The organism is Sphingomonas sp. TZW2008 (assembly GCF_002117915.1).
Classification (GTDB): Bacteria; Pseudomonadota; Alphaproteobacteria; order Sphingomonadales; family Sphingomonadaceae; genus Sphingomonas.
Genome location: NZ_BDJB01000005.1, coordinates 42,113 through 64,848 on the forward strand (window position 1 = coordinate 42,113; position 22,736 = coordinate 64,848).

General features: G+C 66.3%; 21 protein-coding genes. 10 read left to right on the plus strand and 11 right to left on the minus strand.

The window, feature by feature from the left end:
• Positions 1–15: 15 nt before the first annotated feature.
• On the minus strand, positions 16–2,511 hold the full coding sequence (locus B7L05_RS17590; RefSeq protein WP_085809417.1) for a calcium-binding protein: 2,496 nt from the start codon (positions 2,509–2,511) through the stop codon (positions 16–18).
• 333 nt (positions 2,512–2,844) lie between these two features.
• Between B7L05_RS17590 and carB the strand changes: the two genes are divergently transcribed.
• Together carB and greA are read left to right on the plus strand one after the other, a co-directional pair.
• Positions 2,845–6,174, plus strand: coding sequence for a carbamoyl-phosphate synthase large subunit (gene carB, locus B7L05_RS06055; protein ID WP_085809418.1), 3,330 nt, complete (start codon positions 2,845–2,847; stop codon positions 6,172–6,174).
• Positions 6,175–6,256: 82 nt separating this feature from the next.
• Positions 6,257–6,733 carry a transcription elongation factor GreA gene (gene greA, locus B7L05_RS06060; protein ID WP_085809419.1) on the plus strand — a complete coding sequence of 159 codons (477 nt, stop codon included), beginning with the start codon at positions 6,257–6,259 and terminating at the stop codon, positions 6,731–6,733.
• Between the two features lie 60 nt (positions 6,734–6,793).
• Here greA and B7L05_RS06065 read toward each other — a convergent pair whose 3' ends face one another.
• The 5 genes from B7L05_RS06065 to B7L05_RS06085 are packed head-to-tail and all read right to left on the minus strand — an operon-like array spanning position 6,794 to position 8,789.
• A complete protein-coding gene (locus B7L05_RS06065; protein ID WP_085809420.1) occupies positions 6,794–7,027 on the minus strand; it encodes a DUF4170 domain-containing protein in 234 nt (77 codons plus the stop codon).
• Between the two features lie 40 nt (positions 7,028–7,067).
• Positions 7,068–7,526, minus strand: coding sequence for a YqjD family protein (locus tag B7L05_RS06070; protein ID WP_085809421.1), 459 nt, complete (start codon positions 7,524–7,526; stop codon positions 7,068–7,070).
• Positions 7,523–7,891 (minus strand): DUF3618 domain-containing protein, encoded by a 369-nt coding sequence (locus B7L05_RS06075; RefSeq protein ID WP_085809422.1) that lies wholly within the window; start codon positions 7,889–7,891, stop codon positions 7,523–7,525. Before B7L05_RS06075 ends, B7L05_RS06070 begins: the two co-directional genes overlap by 4 nt.
• Positions 7,888–8,229, minus strand: coding sequence for a phage holin family protein (locus tag B7L05_RS06080; RefSeq protein ID WP_256926632.1), 342 nt, complete (start codon positions 8,227–8,229; stop codon positions 7,888–7,890). The genes B7L05_RS06075 and B7L05_RS06080 overlap by 4 nt, the downstream gene beginning before the upstream one ends.
• A gap of 5 nt (positions 8,230–8,234) precedes the next feature.
• Positions 8,235–8,789 carry a hypothetical protein gene (locus tag B7L05_RS06085; protein ID WP_144037162.1) on the minus strand — a complete coding sequence of 185 codons (555 nt, stop codon included), beginning with the start codon at positions 8,787–8,789 and terminating at the stop codon, positions 8,235–8,237.
• 131 nt (positions 8,790–8,920) lie between these two features.
• Here B7L05_RS06085 and eno point away from each other — a divergent pair, with 131 nt between their 5' ends.
• Positions 8,921–10,201 (plus strand): phosphopyruvate hydratase, encoded by a 1,281-nt coding sequence (gene eno, locus B7L05_RS06090; RefSeq protein WP_085809423.1) that lies wholly within the window; start codon positions 8,921–8,923, stop codon positions 10,199–10,201.
• Between the two features lie 77 nt (positions 10,202–10,278).
• The gene (locus B7L05_RS06095; protein WP_256926633.1) at positions 10,279–10,560 is read left to right on the plus strand and encodes a septum formation initiator family protein; all 282 of its coding nucleotides are present in this window, start codon (positions 10,279–10,281) and stop codon (positions 10,558–10,560) included.
• A 41-nt stretch (positions 10,561–10,601) separates the two neighbouring features.
• On the opposite strand, the gene B7L05_RS06100 is transcribed toward B7L05_RS06095, so the two are convergent.
• Positions 10,602–11,423, minus strand: coding sequence for an alpha/beta fold hydrolase (locus tag B7L05_RS06100; RefSeq protein WP_085809795.1), 822 nt, complete (start codon positions 11,421–11,423; stop codon positions 10,602–10,604).
• Positions 11,424–11,508: 85 nt separating this feature from the next.
• Positions 11,509–12,903, minus strand: a complete 1,395-nt coding sequence (locus B7L05_RS06105; protein ID WP_085809796.1) for an MFS transporter — start codon at positions 12,901–12,903, stop codon at positions 11,509–11,511.
• 97 nt (positions 12,904–13,000) lie between these two features.
• Here B7L05_RS06105 and B7L05_RS06110 point away from each other — a divergent pair, with 97 nt between their 5' ends.
• Positions 13,001–15,124 carry a prolyl oligopeptidase family protein gene (locus B7L05_RS06110; protein WP_307718257.1) on the plus strand — a complete coding sequence of 708 codons (2,124 nt, stop codon included), beginning with the start codon at positions 13,001–13,003 and terminating at the stop codon, positions 15,122–15,124.
• A gap of 125 nt (positions 15,125–15,249) precedes the next feature.
• Entirely contained in the window at positions 15,250–15,591 is a 342-nt protein-coding gene (locus B7L05_RS06115) for a hypothetical protein (protein ID WP_085809798.1), read from the plus strand.
• A 192-nt stretch (positions 15,592–15,783) separates the two neighbouring features.
• Here the strand turns inward: B7L05_RS06115 and B7L05_RS06120 are convergent, their stop codons facing one another.
• Complete coding sequence (locus B7L05_RS06120) at positions 15,784–16,329, minus strand: glycine zipper 2TM domain-containing protein (RefSeq protein WP_085809424.1); 546 nt, start codon at positions 16,327–16,329, stop codon at positions 15,784–15,786.
• A 32-nt stretch (positions 16,330–16,361) separates the two neighbouring features.
• On the opposite strand from B7L05_RS06120, the gene B7L05_RS06125 reads away from it, so the two are divergent.
• A complete protein-coding gene (locus B7L05_RS06125; protein WP_256926634.1) occupies positions 16,362–16,829 on the plus strand; it encodes a hypothetical protein in 468 nt (155 codons plus the stop codon).
• Here the strand turns inward: B7L05_RS06125 and B7L05_RS06130 are convergent.
• Positions 16,820–17,974, minus strand: coding sequence for an aspartyl/asparaginyl beta-hydroxylase domain-containing protein (locus B7L05_RS06130; protein WP_085809425.1), 1,155 nt, complete (start codon positions 17,972–17,974; stop codon positions 16,820–16,822). The genes B7L05_RS06125 and B7L05_RS06130 overlap by 10 nt on opposite strands.
• A 44-nt stretch (positions 17,975–18,018) precedes the next feature.
• On the minus strand, positions 18,019–20,301 hold the full coding sequence (locus B7L05_RS06135; protein ID WP_256926663.1) for an ATP-dependent helicase: 2,283 nt from the start codon (positions 20,299–20,301) through the stop codon (positions 18,019–18,021).
• Positions 20,302–20,442: 141 nt separating this feature from the next.
• On the opposite strand from B7L05_RS06135, the gene B7L05_RS06140 reads away from it, so the two are divergent.
• The 3 genes from B7L05_RS06140 (at position 20,443) to B7L05_RS06150 (ending at position 22,714) form a co-directional block, all read left to right on the plus strand.
• Positions 20,443–20,814, plus strand: a complete 372-nt coding sequence (locus B7L05_RS06140) for a GFA family protein (protein WP_307718258.1) — start codon at positions 20,443–20,445, stop codon at positions 20,812–20,814.
• Positions 20,814–21,206 (plus strand): nuclear transport factor 2 family protein, encoded by a 393-nt coding sequence (locus tag B7L05_RS06145; protein ID WP_256926635.1) that lies wholly within the window; start codon positions 20,814–20,816, stop codon positions 21,204–21,206. Before B7L05_RS06140 ends, B7L05_RS06145 begins: the two co-directional genes overlap by 1 nt.
• A gap of 212 nt (positions 21,207–21,418) precedes the next feature.
• Entirely contained in the window at positions 21,419–22,714 is a 1,296-nt protein-coding gene (locus B7L05_RS06150) for an MFS transporter (protein WP_085809429.1), read from the plus strand.
• The last annotated feature ends 22 nt before the right edge of the window (positions 22,715–22,736 follow it).

The following is a 22,736-nucleotide window of genomic DNA, read 5'->3' on the forward strand; positions in this document are numbered from 1 at the left end:
GCCATCCACCAGTGATCAGAAGACGAAATCGCCCTCGACCGGTGCCGTGCTGGTGCCGGCGAACTGAATAGTGAAGTCAGCGACGTCATCTGCATTGGTGTCGACGCTGGCGAACGTTACACCACCGACCGACGAAAAGCTGACATCGTCGGCGGTGATACCGAAGGCGCTGAGATCGACCTTGTCGGTGCCGGACGCGAAGTCGAGGATCGTGTCGTTTCCAGGCCCAGTGGTGAAGACGAAGATGTCTGCGCCGGCGCCGCCGATGTGCTGATCGTTGTTCGCGCCACCGTTCAGCGTGTCGTTGCCGGCGCCGCCGACAAGGAAATCGTTCGCACCACCGCCGGTGATCGTGTCGTTCCCCGTACCGCCGTTGATGTAGTAGCTGATCGTCGCCGCGCTGTTGTCGAGCACGTCGTCGGCCTGCGTGCCAAGCTGTACCGCGGCGAATTGATCACCGCGTGCCGTGCCACTGACGAGGTCGCGGACATCGAACGTGACGCCGGCCGACGAGAAGAAGGTGATCCCCTCATCGTCGAAGCGGCTGATCGCGCCGGTGAGCGCCCCGACACCATCTTCCGCCTGCAAACGTACGGCGAGGCCGCCATCCTGATTGGCCGCCGTGCCCGCGTCCTCGGCGCTGCCGTTACCGACTTCCGCGCTGGTGAACGTCAGCCGAACCTGCGTCGTGCCGGCCGCGGCCGATACGTTGACGCGATCATCCCCGATGCCGAGGTTGACGGCATCCGCGCCGTCGGTGGACACGTTGAAGATCGCGATATCGTTGCCGATCCCGCCGAAGATCGTGTCGGCGCCGCCGCCGCCGATGAAGCTATCGTCACCGGCGGAACCGATGAGCCGGTCGGATCCTGCCCCACCGACGAGGAAGTCGTTCGCGCTGCCGCCGGTGATGATGTCGTTGCCCGCGCCGCCGTTGACGTAATAGCTGATGGTCGTCGCGCTGTTGTCGATCACCTCGCTCAGCGCGGTCCCGAGCTGCACCGCCGCGAACTGATCGCCGCGCGCCGTGCCGCTGACGAGATCGCGCACGTCGAAGGTGAGGCCGGCGGTGGAAGCGAAGAAGGTGACGCCTTCGTCATCGTAACGGCTGACACCGCCGGTAAGTGCGCCAGAGGCATCTTCCGCCTGGACGCGCACGGCAAGACCGCCGTCCTGGTCGGCAATCGCGCCGCCGTCGCTGGCATTGCCGTTGCCAACTTCCGCGCTGGTGAACGTCAGTCGCACCTGCGTCGTGCCCGCTGCAGCCGATACGTTGACGCGATCGGCGCCTGCGCCCAAGTCGACGGTGTCGGAACCGTCGGTCGACACGTTGAAGATCGCGGTGTCGTTGCCCTGGCCGCCGCTGATCGTATCGTTGAGCGCGCCGCCGATGAAGCTGTCGTCACCCGCGCCGCCGACGAGGCGATCCGCGCCTGCGCCGCCGACGAGGAAGTCGTTCGCGCTGCCGCCAAAGATCGTGTCGTTGCCCTGACCGCCGTTGACGTAATAACTGATCGTCGCCGTACTGTTGTCGATCACCTCGCCCTCGCGCGTGCCGAGCTGCACGGCGGCGAACTGGTCACCCCGCGCCGTGCCGCTCACCAGATCGCGCACGTCGAACGTCAGCCCGGGTGTGGTGGACAGGAAGGTAACGCCCTCATCGTCGTACCGGCTGACCGCGCCAGTCAACGCGCCTGTGCCATCCTCCGCCTGCATCCGGACGGCGAGCCCGCCGTCCTGGTTGGCGAGCGTTCCCGCATCGGTGGCGCTGAGGTTGCCGACTTCAGCGCTGGTGAACGTCAGCCGAACCTGTGTCGTGCCGGTGGCCGCCGCGACGTTGACACGGTCATTCCCCGTCCCGAGATCGACGCTGTCCGATCCGTCGGTCGAGATGTTGAAGATCGCGAGGTCGTCGCCTTGACCGCCGCTGATCGTATCGTCGCCTGCACCGCCGATGAAGCTGTCGTTGCCTGCACGCCCGCCGAACAGAATGTCATTTCCCGCACCCCCGACCAGGAAGTCGTCGCCCAGGCCGCCGTTGATGTCATCGTTGCCGCGGCCGCCGTTGATGTAGGTCGCAACGGTCGAGCCGCCTTCCGCATAATAGTCATCTCCGGACGTGCCGAGCCGGACGACACCAAACTGCGTGCCGCGCTCGACGCCGCTGACAAGATCACGCACGTCGAAGGTATAGCTACCATCCGAAACGAAGCTGATACCTTCGTCGTCGAACCTGCCGATCGGTCCGGTAAGCGCACCCGACGCGTCTTCGCCTTGCACGCGAACGGCAAGGCCGCCATCTTGATTGGCGAGCGTGCCGCTATCCGTTGCCGTTCCATTGCCGACTTCTGCGCTGGTGAAGGTTAGCCGCACCTGGGTGTAGAGCTGTTCGCGATTACCAAGAAAAACAACGTCGTAGCCAGCACCGAAATCGCGCGCCACGCCTGCGAGCGCTGCCAGGCTATACCCGGCCTGATCATCACGAACCCTGCTGCCGTTCACCGTTGCCATGTCCACTCTCCCTTCGATGTTCGGAGCAGCTACGAACAACTGCGTGGCAAGATGCGCTGTAACAAAAAGAATTAATCCAGTACTTACCATGGCGACTGGCGGTTGCATTGGCCCGGCGACGTGGCATAGGGCGCGGCTTCGATGCATCAGCGATACACCCCCTGGCGCGGCGCCGTCGCGCCCGTTCGCGCGCGAGCGCCTGGGGTAACTAGAAACGTTGATCATAAGCGCGGCGCGCGTGTCCTCCTGCGCGCCACCTCTCCATTGCACGAGCGCCGCCGGCCGATCCGATCGATCGTCCGGCTTGGCGGCACTTCCAGCGAGTAGACCCAGATGCCCAAACGCACCGACATCTCCTCCATTCTCGTCATCGGCGCTGGTCCGATCGTGATCGGTCAGGCGTGCGAGTTCGATTACTCGGGCACGCAGGCGATCAAGGCGCTCAAGGAAGAGGGCTATCGCATCGTCCTGGTCAATTCGAACCCGGCGACGATCATGACCGATCCCGAGCTCGCCGACGCTACCTATGTCGAGCCCATCACGCCCGAGATCGTTGCCAAGATCATCGAGAAGGAGCGACCCGACGCGGTCCTGCCGACGATGGGCGGGCAGACCGCGCTCAACACCGCGCTCGCGTTGTTCCGCGACGGTACGCTGGAAAAGTATGGCGTCGCCATGATCGGCGCCGATGCCGAGGCGATCGACAAGGCCGAGGACCGGCTCAAGTTCCGCAACGCGATGGACAAGATCGGCCTTGAGAGCGCCCGCTCGGCCGTGGCGCATACCGAGGCGGAGGCGCTGGAGGGATTGGAGAAGGTCGGGCTGCCCGCGATCATCCGCCCAAGCTTCACCCTCGGCGGCACAGGCGGCGGGGTCGCGTACAATCGCGAGGAGTTCATCGAGATCGTCCGCAAGGGGCTTGATGCCTCGCCGACGACCGAGGTCCTGATCGAGGAGTCGCTGCTCGGCTGGAAGGAATATGAGATGGAGGTGGTCCGCGACCGGGCGGACAATTGCATCATCATCTGCTCGATCGAGAACGTCGATCCGATGGGTGTTCACACGGGCGATTCGATCACCGTCGCGCCGGCGCTGACGCTGACCGACAAGGAATATCAGATCATGCGCAACGCCAGCATCGCGGTGCTGCGCGAGATCGGTGTCGAGACGGGCGGGTCGAATGTCCAGTTCGCGGTCAATCCGAAGGACGGCCGCCTGATCGTGATCGAGATGAACCCGCGCGTGTCACGGTCGTCGGCGCTGGCCTCGAAGGCGACCGGCTTCCCGATCGCCAAGGTCGCGGCGAAGCTCGCGGTTGGCTACACGCTCGACGAGATCACCAATGACATTACCGGTGCGACGCCGGCGTCGTTCGAGCCGACGATCGATTATGTCGTCACCAAGATCCCGCGCTTCGCCTTCGAGAAGTTCAAGGGCGCCGAAGCCGTCCTGTCGACGGCGATGAAGAGCGTGGGCGAGGTGATGGCGATCGGGCGCAACATTCAGGAGTCGATGCAGAAGGCGCTGCGCGGGCTCGAGACCGGGCTCAGCGGCTTCAACCGCGTCGAGCGTCTGATGGGCGCGCCGCGCGCGGAGATCGAGGCGGCGCTAGCCGTGGCGAGCCCTGACCGGTTGCTCGTCGCGGCGCAGGCGCTGCGCGAGGGATTCACCGTCGCCGAGGTTCACGCGATCGCCAAATACGATCCGTGGTTCCTGGAGCGGATCGCCGAGATCGTCGCGGCGGAAGAGGATGTGTGCCGCAACGGCCTGCCGATCGACGCCGCGGGCATGCGGCGGCTGAAGTCGATGGGCTTTAGCGACAAGCGGCTAGCGTGGCTGGCGCTGCAATCGGCTAATCTGCGCGGCATGCAGCGCGGCATCGCACGGGGCAGCGGGCTGATCCACGAGGCGGTCAAGGCGATGACCGGCGGGGTGACCGAAGAAGAGGTGCGCACGCACCGCGTCAAGCTGGGCGTACGTCCGGTGTATAAGCGGATCGATACCTGCGCCGCCGAGTTCGACGCTAAGACGCCTTACATGTACTCGACGTACGAGGGGCCGAGCTTCGGCGAGCCGGAGTGCGAATCGCAGCCGAGCGAGCGGCGCAAGATCGTCATCCTAGGTGGTGGGCCGAACCGGATCGGGCAGGGGATCGAATTCGATTACTGCTGCTGCCACGCCTGTTTCGCGCTGGCGGATGCCGGTTTCGAGACGATCATGGTCAACTGCAATCCGGAGACGGTGAGCACCGACTACGACACGTCGGACCGGCTGTACTTTGAGCCGCTGACGGCGGAGGACGTGCTCGAGATCCTGCACGTCGAGGCGAGCCGCGGCGAGCTCGTCGGCGTCATCGTCCAGTTCGGCGGGCAGACGCCGCTCAATCTTGCGCGCGCGCTGGAAGTGGCGGGCATTCCGATCCTGGGAACGTCGCCCGCCGCGATCGATCTGGCGGAGGATCGCGAGCAGTTCGCCGCGCTCGTCAATCGGCTGCGGCTGCTGCAGCCCAACAACGGCATCGCGCGCAGCCGCGACGAGGCGCTCAACGTCGCCGAGCGCGTCGGCTACCCCGTCCTGATGCGGCCGAGCTTCGTCCTCGGCGGGCGCGCGATGGAAATCGTCGACGGTCCCGCGCAGCTCGACGACTATATCCAGACGGCGGTGCAGGTGTCGGGCGACGCGCCGGTGCTGATCGACCAGTATCTACGCGACGCGATCGAGGTCGACGTCGACGCGATCTGCGACGGTGAGGACGTGGTGGTCGCCGGCGTGCTCCAGCATATCGAGGAGGCCGGTGTCCATTCGGGTGACAGCGCCTGCTCGATCCCGCCCTATTCACTGCCCGACGACATCATCGCCGAAATCGAGCGCCAGACCGAGCTGCTCGCGCGCGGGCTCGAAGTACGCGGCCTGATGAACATCCAGTTCGCGGTGAAGGACGGCGCGGTCTATCTCATTGAGGTGAATCCGCGCGCAAGCCGTACGGTGCCGTTCGTCGCCAAGGCGATCGGTGCGCCGATTGCCAAGATCGCGGCGCGCGTGATGGCGGGCGAGAAGCTGCGCGACTTGCCCGCGATCGATCGCCGGATCGACTATTTCGCCGTCAAGGAAGCGGTGTTTCCCTTCAACCGCTTTCCGGGGATCGATCCGGTTCTGTCGCCCGAGATGAAGTCGACCGGTGAGGTGATGGGGATCGACCGCGATTTCACCACCGCCTTTGCCAAATCGCAACTGGGGGCAGGGACGGTGCTGCCCGAGGCGGGCGCGGTGTTCGTCAGCGTCAAGGACAGTGACAAGGCTGCGATCGTTCCGGCGATCCGCGATCTTGCGGATGCGGGCTTCACGATCGTGGCGACGGGAGGGACGGCGGATCACCTGCAGCGCGCAGGAATCGATGTAGAGCTCGTTAATAAGGTGGCACAGGGTCGGCCGCATATCGTCGACCGGATCAAGGACGGCGGGATCGCGCTGATCTTTAATACCACCGAAGGCTGGCAGAGCCTGAAGGACTCGCAGCCGATCCGCGCGTCGGCGGTCAATCAGCGTATTCCCTATTTCACCACCGCACAGGCGAGCATTCAGGCGGCGAAAGCCGTTACCGCCGCTACGCGCAACCTTGAAGTGCGGCCGCTTCAATCCTATTATTCGCGGCTGCACAATTAATCCCCGGCATCGATGTTGAGATGTGCGGCGATCCGAAGAGGAGGATCGCCGGGGGACAGGGTTTCGGGAAGGAAAAGGCGCGATGGCGACGGTCGACAAGATGCCGATGCTGCAGGAAGGCTATGATCGGCTGACGGCTGATCTGAAGCGGCTCAAGATCGAACGGCCGACGATCGTCGATGCGATCGAGGAAGCGCGGGCGCACGGCGATCTTTCGGAAAACGCCGAATATCATGCCGCTAAGGAGCGCCAGGGCCAGATCGAGGCGTCGATCGCCGATATCGAGGACAAGCTTTCCCGCGCGCAGATCATCGACCCGCGCGATCTGTCGGGCGACAAGATTGTGTTCGGCGCGACGGTGACGCTGCTCGACGAGGACGACAAGTCGGTCCGTTACCAGATCGTCGGGCAGACCGAGGCCGATGCGAAATCGGGGCGCATCAGCTACAATTCGCCGATGGGGCGGGCGCTGATTGGGCGAAGCGTCGACGACGAGGTCGAGGTGTCGGTGCCGGCAGGCGAGCGCTACTACGTCGTCTCGAAGATTGAGTTCATCTGACCGCAGCGCGGTGGAGCGCCGATGTGCCGCCGCGATCGCCGCGGCACATCGTTGATCTGATTATTCGGACGTGCCAGGCTTGAGCAGGTCGGGCTCAAGCAGGCGGTGCATATGCACCACGACATATTTCATTTCGGCATCATCAACGGTGCGCTGCGCGGCACCGCGCCACGCCTTCTCGGCGGAAGCATAGTCCGGGAACACGCCGACGATATCGATCGACTTCAAGTCTGCGAAGTCGAGGGTGCGCGGGTCGGAAACCCGCCCGCCGAATACGAGATGGAGCTTGCTCATGCCGGCTCCTTACCGTGTTGGCGGACGGGTTTGAAGCGCCTTACTGCGGCGCCTTGATCTGTTCACGGCCGGCCTGCGCGGCGGCGGTCCCGGCATGCGACGCCGCCTTGGCGACGCCTTGGAACAGCGACTTCGCCTGATTGCGCGCGGCGTCCTTCGTGAGGCCGAGTTCATCGAGTTCACTGCGACCGACGTCCTTCGCCGCAGCGAGAGCCGCAAGCGCCGCGGCGCCGACGCGCTTTCCGACCGGCGCCAGCAGTTCCTTCTCACGCGCACTGCGCGGGACGAGCGCGCCAACAAGCGCGCCAACCGCAAGCCCGCCGACCAGCACGCCCAGCGGGTTATCCTGGACGACATCACCCGTCTGATGCGCCGCCTCGCGCAGATGCTCCTTGGTCGAGGTCGCGGCGTCCTCGGCACGCGCAAGCGCATTGTCGTAGGCGTGGGTCGCGCGATCGCGCAGCGTCTCGTGATCGGTCGAAGTGCGATTGTCGGTCATATCTCGTTCCTCTCGGCCTTTTCCGGCCAGTCACCAGGGATCGAACGCGCTAGCGATAGCGCGGTTTCGCCGGTCTTTTCAGTTGGGTTGCGCGGGCGCCGTTTGAACAGGCCGGCGATGCGACGACGGGCGAGCAGTGCGGTGGCAAGAGCCGTCGCCCATACGACGATCTCGGGATTTTGGCGCGCGGTCTCGACACCACTGCGCAATGCCTTCTCGCCACTTTCGGTCAAGCCATCGACCGCGTCGCGCACCACGACGCGCGGGTCGAGCTTGGTCTGCAACGCCCCGACAGTATCGCCGAAACGTTTGCGCGCCTCTGCGACGCGTGCTTCGGCACTGTGCACATCGGTCGGGTCGCTCATGCAGCTGTCCCCTGCGTCAAGCGCGACTTGCCGACTATCGCGAGCACACCGGCGATGACGAAGACGACGCCCACAACGGCCAGCGTGGCTAGACCCGGACCGATCAGCGTCGCGAGGCTCAGGATCAACCCGACAAGCAGCGCGATTAGCCCCGCGAGGCCGAGCACCGCCGCAATCGCGAAGAATATCGCGGCCGAGCGGTACCGCGTGATCGACGCGCTCGCGCGCGCTTTGACGAGACCGATCTCGGCCTGCGCCATTTCGCGCGCGTCGACGACCAGTTGCGAAACCAGTTGTCCGACGCCCGCCTCGCTATGACGTACGGGGGTACCCGTCACCGAAATCAGCCTTTGTCGCGCTGATCGAGACCGGCGGAGAGCAGGCGGGCGACGACGAAGCCGGCGGCGGCGGCAGCGCCGATCGCGACGGCCGGGCTCTTGCGTACCAGCGCGCGCGCGTCATCGAGCAGGTCGTCAACTGACCGTTCGTTGAGTGACGAGGAGAAGCCCTGTACGCTCTCGGCGGCGTTGCGGGCATATTGGCCGTATTGCGCGCCGAGCTTGTCATCGACTTGCGCGGCCGCATCGTTGAGCATTTGCGAGAGCTGGTCGAGCGCACCGCTTGCCCGAGCCTTTCCTTGGTCGGCGAGCCCGAGCACGCGGTCGGCGGCCTCGCCCTTAAGCTTCGTCACATTCTCGCTGATCGTCTGACGCGCGCCGGCCGATCCTTCTTCGCCGCTCGTCGCCTTATCTGCCTCGTTCACGGTAGCGTTCGCGCCATTCGACGATGATGCGAAATCGTCTCCAGCACTCTTCAGCGGGTCGGCCGGCGCGAAAGCGTCGGCGGCGGCGGGCGAGACATCCTGATCGGTCATTGGTTTGGGCGTTTCGTCGGCCATCACGTATCTCCTTGGTCGAACCCAGAAACCCCGCGGCGCTGGCCCCGGTTCCATCGTCATTTGCCGCTGGGGCATTGCGTCGTTATCGCACGCGTCGAACTCGTCACCCGCCATCGTAGAAGGATCGTTACGTGACCGCAATTATCGACCTGCAAGGCCGCCAGATCATCGACAGCCGGGGCAACCCGACCGTAGAGGTCGACGTGATCCTCGAAGATGGCAGCTTCGGGCGTGCGGCGGTGCCGTCGGGGGCGTCGACCGGCGCGCACGAGGCCGTCGAGAAGCGTGACGGCGACAAGGCGCGCTGGCTCGGCAAGGGCGTCGAGCAGGCGATCGACGCGGTGAATGGCGAGATCGCCGACGCGATCCGTGGTCTCGAGGCGGAAGACCAGATCGAGATCGACGCTGCGCTGATCGATCTCGATGGCACCGAGAACAAGGGGCGGCTGGGCGCCAACGCGATCCTGGGCGTCAGCCTCGCGGTGGCGAAGGCCGCGGCCGATGCGCGCGGCCTGCCGCTTTACCGCTACGTCGGCGGAGTCAACGCGCATGTCCTGCCGGTGCCGATGATGAATATCATCAACGGCGGCGAACATGCCGACAATCCGATCGATTTCCAAGAATTCATGATCATGCCCGTCGGCGCGGACAACATCATGGACGCGGTGCGCTGCGGATCGGAGATCTTCCATACGCTGAAAAAGGGTTTGCACGACAAGGGGTTGGCGACGTCCGTCGGCGACGAGGGCGGTTTCGCGCCGAACCTCGCGAGCACCACCGACGCGCTCGACTTCATCATGAGTTCGATCGAGAAGGCGGGCTACACGCCGGGCGACGATGTGATGCTCGCGCTCGACTGCGCGGCGACCGAGTTCTTCAAAGACGGCAAATACGTCATCTCTGGCGAGAATCTGACGCTGGAGCCCGGCGCGATGGCGGACTATCTCGCCGATCTCGTCGCGCGCTACCCGATCCTATCGATCGAGGACGGGATGGCGGAAGACGATTTCGAGGGCTGGAAGGCGCTGACCGACCGGATCGGCAGCAAAGTGCAGCTCGTCGGCGACGATCTGTTCGTGACCAACCCGGCGCGGCTGCGCGACGGGATCGCGCAGGGGCTCGCGAATTCGCTGCTCGTCAAGGTCAACCAGATCGGCACGCTGTCCGAGACGCTTGAGGCGATCCGCATCGCCGAGCGCGCGGGCTATACGGCGGTGATGAGCCACCGTTCGGGCGAAACCGAGGATTCGACGATCGCTGATCTCGCGGTCGCGACCAATTGCGGGCAGATCAAGACGGGCAGCCTCGCGCGGTCCGACCGGCTCGCCAAGTACAACCAGCTGATCCGGATCGAGGAAGAGCTCGGCTCGATCGCGATGTACGCAGGCCGTGACGTGCTGCGCACGCGCTGAAACCGCTTGTAACTAAGGGGGGCTTGGGCGAGAATCACGGCACGATGCGACGCAAGCCCTCTAATTTCCGATCGGTCATGAAGCGCGCCGCCTGGCCGGCGGTCGCGCTGGTCGTCATGGCGTTTTTCGGCGGCTACGCTGTGCTGGGCGCCAACGGGCTGCTCGCGTTCGGCGACTACAAGCGCCAGTTGGTGAAGCGCGAGCATTATTTCGCAGCGCTCGACCAGCGGCGCGAGATGCTGCGTAACCGCGTGGCGCTGCTCGATCCGCGCCACGCCAATCCGGACATGGTCGACGAATTGGTGCGCCGCGAGCTCAACGTCGCGCATCCCGACGAGGTGATCGTCCCGCTGCGCTGATTGGTCGTGATACGGGGCCGGGATCGCCGGCCCCACATGCGTCAGCGGAGGAAAGTCAGCAGATCCTGGGTCAACCGATCGCTTTCGGTCGCGAACAACCCGTGCGGCGCGCCGTCATATTCGACGAGTTGGCTAGCGGTGATCCCGGCCGCGGCGGCGCGACCCGTTGCGTCGATCGGAACGGTCTTGTCGCCAGTGCCGTGGATGACCAGCGTCGGCACGCGGAAGGCCGGCAGATCGGGGCGGAAATCGGTATGCCCAAAGCTGTCGGCGCATTGCAGCGTCGCGCGCAGCGATGCCTGCATCGCAAGCCGCCACGCCCAGTCGAGCGTCGCTTCGCTGACCGGACTAGTGACATAGCCGACGCCGAAGAAATCCTTGAAGAACGTGCGGAAGAAGTCCGGCCGATCCTTCTTGATGCCGGCGGCGATCTGCTGGAGCTGATCCTCCGGCACGCCGTTGGGATTGTCGTCGGTCTGGAGCATGTACGGCACGACCGATCCGACCAGCACCGCCGAAGCAACGCCGCGGCCCTCATGGCGGCTCATGTAGCGCGCCACCTCGCCGCCACCCATCGAGAAGCCGACCAGCGTCGCGTCAGCGCCGATCTCCGCCGCCTTCATGACGTCAGCGAGATCGTCGGTGAGCGAATCGTAGTCGTAGCCATCCCACGTCTGGCTCGATCGACCGAAGCCGCGACGATCGTAGGCGATGACGCGGTAACCCGCCTCGGCGAGTGCGACGGCCTGCGGATCCCAGCTGTCGGCGGAGAGGGGCCAGCCGTGAACCAGCACGACCGGCCGGCCACTGCCCCAGTCCTTGACGAAAAGGTCGGCGCCGTCGCGTGTCTTTACATAGGGCATCGTCATCTCCGGGCTTCGAAGATGCGAGAACGATGCTCGTTCGGCGGCGTTCCGATTGTCGACGACACCGCCCGGAAGCGTACGTTCAGCGCGGCTGGCGCAACGTCGGCACTTCGTCACGCACCTCTTCGACACTCGGATTGCGGATCGAGGGACGCAGCCGAGCGACGCTGCACAGCCCGGCGAGCAGCGCGAGGCCGGCAGCGACGAGCGGTGGAATCGCACCCGCGCCGATGCCCGCCGCCAGCAGCGCCGCAGCGAGCGTCGCGCCGATCGTCTGTCCAGTGAGCCGCACCGTCGACACGAGCCCGCCGGCCGCCGCAGCGCGCGCCTTCGGCGCCGATCCGACGATCAGTCGTGCATTGGGCGGAAGGTAGAGGCCGAAGCCCGATCCGCACAGCGCCATCCGCCACGCGACGTCGACATAGCTCGGATCTGCCGGCATCGTCGCGAGCAGCGCGAGCGCCACCAGCGTCACCGCCATGCCGAGGCCACCGAGTATGCCGGCGGGCACGCGATCGGACAGAAAGCCCGAGAGCGGCGCGACGATCATGTTGGTCAGCGGCCACGGAGCGATGCAGGCGCCGATCTGTGTCGCGCTGAAGCCGAGTGCCGAGAGGCGGAAGGGGGTGGAGACGAGAAGCGTCATCGAAGCGGTGAAGGCGGTGAGGCTGCCGAACGCCGACAGGGCGATGATCGGCCGTGCGAGCAGATCGACCGGCAAGATCGGGGCGGGCGCGCCTATTTCGCGCCGAACGAAGACCCAGCCGAGCGCGGCACCGGCAAGGATGATGGCGGCGCTGACCACCGGGCTGTCGCCGTGGACGAGGCTTTCGGCGCCGCCGATGATCAGCCCGAACATCGCCGCGCACATAATCGCGCCGGCGAGGTCGAGCTGCGCAAGCCGCGGCGCCGGATCGGGCAGCGCGCGACCAAGCGCGATGCTGATGACCGCGAAGGGAATGGCGCTGGCAAATACCCACGGCCAGGGCGCGACGGCGAGCACGAGGCCGCCGATTGTCGGCGCCGCCGCTGCCGAGCTGGTGACGATCACCGAATTGATGCCGAGCCCGCGACCCAGCTGCCGTGCGGGATAGGTCTGGCGGATGAGCGCGGAGGAGACGCTGAGCACGCCCGCCGCGCCGATCGCCTGTACCGCGCGGACGATCAGCAGGAACGGCAGGCTTTTGGCGAAGAAGCACAGCAGCGTCGCCGCGGCGAAAACCATCTGCCCGGCCTGGTAGGTGCGCTTCAATCCGATCCGCTCGCCTAGCCCCGCAAAGGGCAGCAGCAGCATCACCAGCATGACCTGGTAGACGGTGACGATCGACACCACCGAGCTAGGCGCCACGCCCAAGTCGCGCGCGATCGTCGGCAGCGCGACGTTGGCGACGCCGCCATCGATGATCACCAGCGCCGATCCGCATCCCAGCGCAGCGATCGCACCGTAGCGGCGGGGTAGGGGAAGGCCGTCCGACATCGCGGTCCGCCATACGCCCCACGGCGCACGCGGCAAGCATTGCCGATGCCCGGCGCAAGCGGCACAGGCGGTGTGACCTTCCAGTGGAGCGAAGCGGATGAGGCGGTTGGCGGTCGGGGCGGCGTTGGCTGTGCTTGCGGCAAGTGGCGGCATCGCGCAGACGGCGGCGATGACCGATGCCGCCCCGCCTGCCGCCGCCGATCCGCATATTTGGCTAGAGGACAAGGACGGCTCTGCAGCGCTCGCCTGGATCGAGGCGGAGAACAAGCGCACGCTCGCGCGGCTCGAGGCGGATCCACGCTTCACCACGTTCAACGAGGAGGCGCTGGCGATCGCCGCGGCCGACGATCGCATCCCGATGCCGGAGCTGATCGACGGGCGGATCATGAACATGTGGCGCGACAAGGCACACCCCCAGGGTATCTGGCGATGGACGAGCGAGGCGGATTATGCCGGCCCTGCGCCGCGTTGGACCACGCTGATCGATCTCGACGCGCTGTCGCGGGCGGAGGGCAAAAAGTGGGTCTGGAAGGGCGTCACCTGCCGGCAGCCCGACGAGAAAAGTTGTCTCGTCGCGCTGAGCGAAGGCGGGGAAGACGCGACTGAGCTGCGCGAGTTCGATCTCGTCACGGGGCGCTTCGTGGACGGCGGCTTTGTCCTGCCGGCATCGAAGCAGAATGCCGACTGGATCGATGCCGACACGCTGATCGTATCGCGCGATTGGGGCGCAGGAACACTGACGAAGTCGGGCTATCCCTTCGTTGCGAAGATCGTGAAGCGGGGCCAGCCGCTGTCTGCCGCGCAGGAAGTCTATCGCGGGACGGCCGAGGATATCGGCGTCTGGCCGTTCGTCGCCGTAGACGGACGTGGCAATCGCGCGGTCGTGATTACGCGTGCGAAGACCTTCTTCACGTCCGAGAACTTCCTGTGGGACGGCGCGGAGGCGCGGCGGATCGCGATGCCCGACAAGGCCGACATCAAGGGGCTGGTCGATGGGCAACTGATTGTCCGCGTCAGCGAGCCTTGGGGCGCGATCCCGGAGGGAGCACTCGCATCGCTGCCGCTTGATGCCGCCCGCATTGGCGAAGGAACGCCGACGCTGATCTTCGCACCCGGGCCGCGGCAGTCGGTCGAGCGCGACAATATACGCGTCACCGGCAACGCGGTGATCGCCGCGATCTACGACAACGTCCGCGGGCGCGCGATGGCGTTCCGCCGCGCTGGGGACGGGTGGCGCGCGACGACGCTGGCGCTGCCCGACAATCTCTCCGTCGATCTCGTCGCGACCGACCTGCGGCACGATCGCGGCTTCCTGACCGTGTCGGGCTTCACCACGCCGACGCGACTGATGGCGTTCGATCTCGCCGAGGATGCGGCACCGCGCACCGTGAAGGCGTTGCCTGCGCGCTTCGACGCGACGGGTTTGGCGGTCGACCAAATCGAGGCGGTCTCGTCCGACGGCACGAAGATCCCGTATTTCGTCGTCCACCGCGCAGGCGCTGCGACGGACGGCGCCACGCCGACGCTGATGACGGCATATGGCGGGTTCGAAGTGTCGATGACGCCTTATTATTCTGGCGTCACCGGCAAGCTGTGGCTCGAGCGCGGCGGCGCGTTCGTGCTCGCCAATATTCGCGGGGGCGGCGAGTTCGGCCCGGCGTGGCACGAGGCGGGGCGAAAGACCAAGCGCCAGCTGATCTTCGACGACTTCGCCGCGGTGGCGCGTGACCTGTCGCGGCGCGGCATCACGCGCGCAGACCGGCTCGGCATCTTCGGCGGATCGAACGGCGGCTTGCTGATGGGCGTCGAGCTGACGCAGCACCCCGAGCTGTGGGGCGCGGTGACGATTCAGGTGCCGCTGCTCGATATGCTACGCTACGAGGGGATCGCAGCGGGGGCGTCGTGGGTCGATGAATATGGCTCTATCGCCAATCCGGACGAGCGCGCGTTCCTCGCGCGGATTTCGCCGTATCACGTGCTGCGGCGCGACGGTCGCTACCCGGAGCCGTATATCTGGACCACGACCAAGGACGACCGGGTCGGCCCGCAGCATGCGCGCAAGTTCGCGGCACGAATGAAGGAGTTCGGCCTGCCGTACATGTTCTACGAAGACACCGCCGGTGGGCATTCGGGCGATGCCGACATTGCACAGGGCGCGCGGCTGCAAGCGTTGCAAACGGTGTATTTGGCGCAGAAACTGATGCCGGCGGCGGGCCAATAATGAGGAGGACGGGCGCCCTGCGACGACGCCGCGGGGTTGACGTGCAATTGCGGAACGATGCGTTGCATAAACGCTTATTGCTGCAACGCAGCGAGATTTGTTAATTGACGGGCATGGAACTGACAATGGACGCTGATCGGGTGCACGCGCCGCCATCGCCGCCGCCGGCCTCGATGCCGGTCGTCTTCGAGGCGATCGTCAAGCAGCAGGCGCTGGCCGCGACCTATAATCTCGGCTCCGTCACGCTCGCGCCGCACGTCGTGTACACCAAGCACGGTGAGTTCTACGTCGATGCCGTGACGCTCGAGCGCGACGGCAAGCCGCCCAAGGAGCCCAAGATCGGCGCGTTCAAGATCGCCGGTCTCGGCGGCATTCGCGTGACGCCGCGTCGTTTCACGCCAAGCGAACTGTTCGACCCGTCGGAAGCGCGATACGAAGGCGTGACGCTGCTGGCGATCGACCGGTAATCGACCAGAAGGCCGGTCGAGCTGGCGCGAAACCTTTTTGCGCCAGACTCCGTAAGGCAACGTCGACGTAACATGAGCGCTTTGGCGCCACCCGCCGCTGGTCGCCTTCGTCACTGCAACGGCCTGCCGTCAGGTTCGTCGCCTCGGAAAGGGCGTCCCGCGAGCGCCCTTCCGAGGTATGCAGATCTCGCCCTAGCGGCAGCGGATTTGGCTGTTCTGATCCACCGAGCGGCCGGCGAGCGCGCCTGCGGCACCGCCGAGCAACGTGCCGACGATCCTGCTGCGGCCGCCGTCGATGACGTTGCCGAGCACACCGCCCAGCGCACCGCCGACGATCAGCCCCGTCGTGCCATCGGATCGGCGGCAGTAATATCGTCCGTCTGATCCCGAATAGACGCGGTCGTTCGCCGAAAGTACGCGCTCCTGATAATTGCCTTGACGATAATAGCGCGAGGGATCGTAGTCGCCCTCGTCGCGCCACTGATCGTCATCGTAGCGCGTCACCGGGCCGGGCGCTGTACGCCCATCATCCCAGCGCGGATCTCGATAGCCGCCGCCGGGAACGCGCCGTACCGATTGGTAGCGATCATATTCGCTGCGAAAGATCTGCATCTCGCGTTCGAAGCGATCCTGCGCCGCCCGGAAGCGTGCGTCGTCAGCGCTCGACTGGGCGAACGCGGGGGATCCAACGGCGATGCCGATCGTGGCCAGGGCGATACCGATGCGACGGGTAAGCATGTCACTATCCTCTCACTGCCCGTAAGCGGGCAATGCTGGATACGGTTACGCTGTCGTATCGTTCCAGCATGATGACACAAAGCGATATCGCCGCCAGCACGGAAGGACGCGGTCGGCGCATCGCCCGGTTCGGCCTGATCCTGTTCTACGCCATCGCCGGCGTCGGGCATCTCATCTTCACCGACGCGATGGTGCGGATCGTGCCTGGTTGGGTACCGCAGCCGCGCCTCGTCGTGCTGGCGACCGGCATGGCCGAGCTTGCCGGTGCGGCGGCGCTACTGAGCGTGCGCACGAGACGGGCGGCGGGGTGGGCGCTCGCCGCCTACGCGCTGTGCGTGTGGCCGGCGAACGTACAGCACGCGATCATCGACCTCGGCAGCGGACGCGGCCTGCCGATCGCCTATCACGCGCCCCGCCTCCTGCTGCAGCCGCTGATCATTTGGTGGGCGTTGTGGGCGAGCGGCGCCGTGCCGCCGCGCCGCCGCGCCGCTCAGCCCTGATCGACCATCGCCGGCCCATAGGAGTCGATCGCCTCGAACAGCTGCGTCAGCTCCGCGCGCTCATCCGCGCTGATTTCAGGGCGCCAGATCTCGAACAGCAGCACGGTGCGGGTGCCGCTGCCCCGGTTCCACGCCTCGTGCTCGAACGAATCGTCGAAGATCACCAGCTGTCCCTCACGCCAGACGTGCGTCTCCGCGCCGACGCGCAGTGCGCAGCCATCGGGCACGACGATCGGCAGGTGACAGATAAGCCGCGTGTTGAGCAGGCCGTGATGCGGCTGGATATGCGTACCGGGTGTCAGGCGCGAGAACAGCGCCATCGGCGAGCGACCGGCGACGCGTGGGATCGGCAGATCGGCCAACGCCGCCATCGTGCGCGGGAAGTTGCGGGCGTTGTCCGCAACGATCTCACCGCCGCGCCACAGGTACAGCGCGCTCCAGCTCGGATCGTCCAGCAGCGGATTGTTGGGACGCGGGCGATCACCGCTGCCCTCGACATACGGGCGGAAACCCGCGCCGGCGGACGCCGCTGTCAATTCCTCGCGGATCGCGGGGGTGGCCGCTTCCAACGCTTCGGCCCAGTCGAATTCGCGCCGGTCGTAGAATGGCCGCTGCGGCAGGCCAGCGAAGTAGAACATCGTCGGCTGCTGAAGATACAATTGCCGGCGGCCGAGCAGCAGATCGACCGACTCAGCGACGCGCGGCGACACGCCCGAGCCGACGGCGCGGGTCAGATGATCGGCAAAGCGCGCGGAGGCTTCGGCGCAGTGGCTTTCCGCCTGGCGCAGCAGCGGGTGCAGCGCTGCCGGAACCTCGCGCATCACGCCCGCCTGATTGAGCGCGGCGCGATAGAAGGTGATCGCCGCACGGTCGTCGCCGTCACCGCGCTTGCGGTCGCCCATCAGCAGCAGTCCGGCGAGGTGCCGCGGTTCCGCCTTGAGCAGCGCATCGAGCGCGCGCGTTTCGCCGGCCGCGTCCGCCATCAGCCGGCACGCCTGCGCCAGCGCGAACCACGGTCGCGGCGCATCGGGTGCGTCGGCCAGGATCCGCTCGAACGCGCCGCGCGCCGCCGGGCCATCGCCCCGCCGCAACGCGTCGAGCCCCTGGCGGGCAAGCAGATCGGCGTCGGCACGGGACAGCGTCATCCCCGCTTCCTATCGCGCGTACGGGCGTGAGGTAAGAGCGGGGTTCAGGGCAGTGAAACGAAACTGTCCATCACACGCTTGCGACCGGCCTTCTCGAACTCGATCTCGAGCTTGTTGCCCTCGATCTCCGCGATCGTGCCGTAGCCGAATTTCTGATGGAAAACGCGCAGGCCGAGCGACAGATCGTCACGCCCCTTGTTGCCGAGGCTGACCGACGGGGCGCGACTTTCCACGATACGCGTCGGCTCGCGGCTGAAGGTGCGCGCCTGCCACTCGCCGCCGGGCTTGCCGCCCGCCGGCTGCGCGAGCGTGCCCGCCGCGCGCTGCCATCCGGGTCCGCGCCCGGTGCCGCGGCCGACATCCGCGAAGGGATCGGCGCGTTCGGACCAGTTCGCGCGCCACAGACTTTCGCCGCCCGACATCGTCGTCTCGGTATCGACATGGTCGGCGGGCAACTCGGTGACGAAGCGCGACGGGATCGACGACGTCCACTGGCCGTAGATGCGACGATTGGCGGCGTGAAAGATCACCGCGCGGCGCCGCGCGCGCGTGATCGCGACATAGGCGAGACGGCGCTCCTCCTCCAGGCTGCGCGTGCCGCCCTCGTCGAGCGCGCGCTGCGAAGGGAACAACCCTTCCTCCCAACCGACCAGGAAGACGGTCTCGTATTCGAGTCCCTTCGCGGCGTGGATCGTCATGATCGTTACCTTGGGATCCTCGCGCGTTCCCTCGTTATCCATGACGAGGCTGACGTGCTCGAGGAACGCGCCGAGGCTCTCGTACTCCTCCATCGCGCGGACAAGCTCGGTAAGGTTCTCGAGCCGGCCGGCCGCCTCCGCCGACTTCTCCGCCTGCCACATCGCGGTGTAGCCGCTCTCGTCGAGCAGCTGCCGCGCGAGTTCGGGATGCGGCAGCTCGCGCGCCATCTGCCGCCAGCGCGCGATATCGCCGACGAGGTTGCCGAGCGCGCGGCGCGCCTGCGGCGTCAGCTCGTCGGTATCGAGAATGCGCGCCGCCGCCGCCGTGAGCGGCAGCTGCTGCGATCGGGCGAGCTGGTGCACCTTCGCCACCGCCTTGTCGCCGAGCCCGCGCTTGGGCGTGTTGACGATCCGCTCGAACGCCAGATCGTCCGCCGGCTGGTTGACGACGCGCAGATACGCGAGCGCGTCACGGATCTCCTGCCGCTCGTAGAAGCGGAAACCCCCGACGATGCGATACGGCATGCCGATCGCGATGAAGCGGTCCTCGAACTCGCGCGTCTGATGCTGCGCGCGGACGAGGATCGCGATCTCGTCTAGCGACTTGCCGGCGCGCTGGCATGCTTCGATCTCGTCACCGACGCGGCGCGCTTCTTCCGGCCCGTCCCACACGCCGATTACGCGGACCTTCTCGCCAACGTCGATCTCGGTCCAAAGCGTCTTGCCGAGCCGCCCAGTGTTGTTGCCGATCACCCCGCCGGCCGCGCCCAGGATATGCGGGGTGGAGCGGTAATTCTGTTCGAGCCGGATGACCTTGGCGCCCGGAAAATCTTTCTCGAACTTGAGGATATTTTCGACCTGTGCGCCGCGCCATGAATAGATCGACTGATCGTCGTCGCCGACGCAGCAGATGTTGCGCCGCTCCTGGGCAATCAGCCGCAGCCACAGATATTGGACCGAGTTGGTGTCCTGATATTCGTCCACCATCACGTAGCGAAAGCGCTGCTGATAATGCGCAAGCACTTCGCGATCGGTCTTGAGGATCGTCAGTACGTGCAGCAGCAGATCGCCGAAGTCACAGGCGTTCACCGCCTTCAGCCGCTGCTGATACTGCTCGTACAATTCGCCGCCGCGGCCGTTGGCGTAGCGCTCACTCTCGCCCGCATCGATTTCGCGCGGGGTAAGCCCCTTGTTCTTCCACTCGTCGATCAGCCCGGCAAGGCTGCGCGCGGGGAAGCGCTTCTCGTCGATGTCCGCCGCGAGAATCAGCTGCTTGAGCAGCCGCAGCTGGTCGTCGGTATCGAGGATGGTGAAGTTGCTCTGCAGCCCGACCAGTTCGGCATGGCGGCGCAGCATCTTCGCGCCGATCGCGTGAAACGTGCCGAGCCACGGCATCCCCTCGACCACGTCGCCGACCAGCCGCCCGACGCGTTCGCGCATCTCGCGCGCCGCCTTGTTGGTGAAGGTGACGGACAGGATCTCGCTGGGATACGCCTTGCGCGTGTGAAGGAGGTGCGCGAGGCGCGCGGTCAGCGCCGCGGTCTTGCCTGTGCCGGCGCCGGCCAGCACGAGCACTGGCCCATCGGTCGTTAGCACCGCTTCACGCTGCGGCGGATTGAGGCCGCGCAGATACGGCGGGTCGGCAAGCTGGGTATCGGTCACCGGGGACAGGTAGGCAGGGTTGCACGATGGCGCAATCCATGAGAACAAAGGCGAAACAATAACGGGAGAGGATCGATGGCGACAACGGGAAGGTGCCATTGCGGGGCGGTGAGCTGGTCGGCCGAGGGGCCCTGCGAGCATCACGCGCTGTGCCATTGCAGCGATTGCCGCCGCTGGTCCGGCGCGCCGATGGTCGGCTGGATCGCGTTCAAGGCCGATCAGGTCACGGTGACGGGCACACCCGTGGTGTACCGATCGTCGGAGCATGGCGCGCGCGAGTTCTGTGGCGCCTGCGGAACGGGCCTGTTCTATCGCAACGAGGCGTTCCTGCCGGGGCTCATCGACATCCACTCGGGCACGCTCGACGATCCCGAGAGCCAGCCGCCGGGGGCGCAGATCATGGTCAAGGATCGGCTGAGCTGGACTTCGACGATGACCGAGCTGCCCCAATTCACGACCTATCCCGGCCTGGGCGAATGATGCGCGATCCGATCGATGCGTGGCACGGCTATATGGCGGCGCCACGCGCCGACCTGCTCGACGCGCTGATCGCTGACGAGTGCGTATTCCGCTCGCCCGCCGTGCATACGCCGCAGGCCGGCAAGGCGCCGACGATCAAGTATCTAACCGCCGCGGCCGAAGTGCTTGGAAAGGACGGCTTCCGCTACGTTGGCGAGTGGCGCGGCGAGCGATCGGCGGTGCTCGAATTCGTCTGTCGGATCGAAGGCGGGATCGACGTCAACGGGGTCGATATTATCGCTTGGAACGACGCGGGGCTGATCGTCGATTTCAAGGTAATGATCCGGCCTGTGAAGGCGCTGAACGGCGTCATCCCGCTGATGGGCGCAGTGCTCGCGCGGGAAAGCCGATAAAATCGGGGCAGCACGCAGATCGCGCGCTGCCCCGTAGTTCAGGGAGGTGCGGGCAGGGGGGAACCTGCCCGACAGACGACGCTCACAGGGGGGAAGAAGCGTCGTCGCATCCGATCTAGGCTCGCGATGTTGCCGTAGTATGTCAGGCGTGGGTGTTGTTGTTGCGCGCCGGAAACATTGACGGCGGCGGTCGGGGATCGGATGGAACGCCGATGTCGACTGCCGCATCCTCCAATTCGCACCGCCGCGTCCTGCTGGCGAGCTTCGTCGGCACCGGCGTCGAATTCTACGATTTCTATATCTACGCGACCGCCGCCAGCCTCGTCTTCGGCCAGATCTTCTTTCCGGTGGCGGCGCCGGGCATGCAGCAGATGGCGAGCTTCGCGACGCTGGCGGTCGCCTTCTTCGCGCGGCCGGTGGGGGCGGCATTCTTCGGCCACTTCGGAGACCGTATCGGGCGCAAGTCGACGCTGGTCGCCAGCCTGCTGACGATGGGCCTGTCGACGACGCTGATCGCCTTTCTACCGACCTATGCGCAGGCGGGCTGGTGGGCGCCGTTCATCCTCTGCCTGCTTCGGTTCGGCCAGGGATTCGGCCTCGGCGGCGAGTGGGGCGGCGCGGCGTTGCTGGCGGTGGAGAATGCCCCGCGCGGCTGGCGCGCGCGGTTCGGCTGCGCGCCGCAGATGGGCGCGCCGGCGGGGTTCATCGCCGCCAATGGCCTGTTCCTCCTGCTCGGACTGTGGCTGTCACCGGAGCAGTTCCGCGACTGGGGTTGGCGCATCCCGTTTCTGGTCAGCGCGCTGCTCGTCGGGCTGGGGCTCTGGATCCGTCTCAAGCTAACTGAGACGGCGGAATTTGCCGCCGCGCTGGCAGAGGCGCCGCCACCCGCGGTGCCGCTGGCCGAACTGCTGCGCCACCATGGCGCGGCGGCGCTTGCCGGAACGATCGGGGCGATCGCGTGCTTCGCGCTTTACTACATCGCGACCGCCTTCACGCTCGGCTACGGGACGAAGACGCTCGGCTATTCGATGCAGGCGATGCTGCTCGTCCAGCTCGGCGCGATCCTGTTCATGGCGATTGGCATCTACGCCTCGGCGTGGCTCGCTGACATGCGCTACGACGAGCGGCGGGTGTTGGCGGCCGGGTGCGTGGGCGTGATCGGCGCCGGTTTCCTCCTCGGACCGATGATGGGGTCCGGATCGCTCGTGCTGGTGTTCGCCTATCTGGCGCTGTCGCTGCTGCTGATGGGGTTCGTCTACGGCCCGCTCGGCGCGTGGCTGCCGGGGCTGTTTCCGCCGCGCGTACGCTACACGGGCGCGTCGATGGCGTTCAACCTCGCCGGCGTCCTCGGCGGCGGATTGACGCCACTGGTGGCGCAGGCGCTGGCGGGCAACTTCGGGCTCGGCGCGGTCGGCCTGTACGGCAGCGCCGCCGCCGCGCTCAGCCTGGTCGCGTTGATCGCGGTCCGGCCGGCGCCGCATACGCACGCCGTTGTGCTCGAGCCGTAGCGACTTGGGCGCGCCGCAGCGG

What these genes read in the sequence shown, in the direction of transcription:
- B7L05_RS17590 (WP_085809417.1), bottom strand. Translation starts at nt 2,511, where the DNA reads ATGGCAACGGTGAACGGCAGCAGGGTTCGTGATGATCAGGCCGGGTAT.
- carB (WP_085809418.1), top strand. Translation starts at nt 2,845, where the DNA reads ATGCCCAAACGCACCGACATCTCCTCCATTCTCGTCATCGGCGCTGGT.
- greA (WP_085809419.1), top strand. Translation starts at nt 6,257, where the DNA reads ATGGCGACGGTCGACAAGATGCCGATGCTGCAGGAAGGCTATGATCGG.
- B7L05_RS06065 (WP_085809420.1), bottom strand. Translation starts at nt 7,027, where the DNA reads ATGAGCAAGCTCCATCTCGTATTCGGCGGGCGGGTTTCCGACCCGCGC.
- B7L05_RS06070 (WP_085809421.1), bottom strand. Translation starts at nt 7,526, where the DNA reads ATGACCGACAATCGCACTTCGACCGATCACGAGACGCTGCGCGATCGC.
- B7L05_RS06075 (WP_085809422.1), bottom strand. Translation starts at nt 7,891, where the DNA reads ATGAGCGACCCGACCGATGTGCACAGTGCCGAAGCACGCGTCGCAGAG.
- B7L05_RS06085 (WP_144037162.1), bottom strand. Translation starts at nt 8,789, where the DNA reads ATGGCCGACGAAACGCCCAAACCAATGACCGATCAGGATGTCTCGCCC.
- B7L05_RS06095 (WP_256926633.1), top strand. Translation starts at nt 10,279, where the DNA reads ATGAAGCGCGCCGCCTGGCCGGCGGTCGCGCTGGTCGTCATGGCGTTT.
- B7L05_RS06100 (WP_085809795.1), bottom strand. Translation starts at nt 11,423, where the DNA reads ATGCCCTATGTAAAGACACGCGACGGCGCCGACCTTTTCGTCAAGGAC.
- B7L05_RS06105 (WP_085809796.1), bottom strand. Translation starts at nt 12,903, where the DNA reads ATGTCGGACGGCCTTCCCCTACCCCGCCGCTACGGTGCGATCGCTGCG.
- B7L05_RS06110 (WP_307718257.1), top strand. Translation starts at nt 13,001, where the DNA reads ATGAGGCGGTTGGCGGTCGGGGCGGCGTTGGCTGTGCTTGCGGCAAGT.
- B7L05_RS06115 (WP_085809798.1), top strand. Translation starts at nt 15,250, where the DNA reads ATGGACGCTGATCGGGTGCACGCGCCGCCATCGCCGCCGCCGGCCTCG.
- B7L05_RS06120 (WP_085809424.1), bottom strand. Translation starts at nt 16,329, where the DNA reads ATGCTTACCCGTCGCATCGGTATCGCCCTGGCCACGATCGGCATCGCC.
- B7L05_RS06125 (WP_256926634.1), top strand. Translation starts at nt 16,362, where the DNA reads ATGCTGGATACGGTTACGCTGTCGTATCGTTCCAGCATGATGACACAA.
- B7L05_RS06130 (WP_085809425.1), bottom strand. Translation starts at nt 17,974, where the DNA reads ATGACGCTGTCCCGTGCCGACGCCGATCTGCTTGCCCGCCAGGGGCTC.
- B7L05_RS06145 (WP_256926635.1), top strand. Translation starts at nt 20,814, where the DNA reads ATGCGCGATCCGATCGATGCGTGGCACGGCTATATGGCGGCGCCACGC.
- B7L05_RS06150 (WP_085809429.1), top strand. Translation starts at nt 21,419, where the DNA reads ATGTCGACTGCCGCATCCTCCAATTCGCACCGCCGCGTCCTGCTGGCG.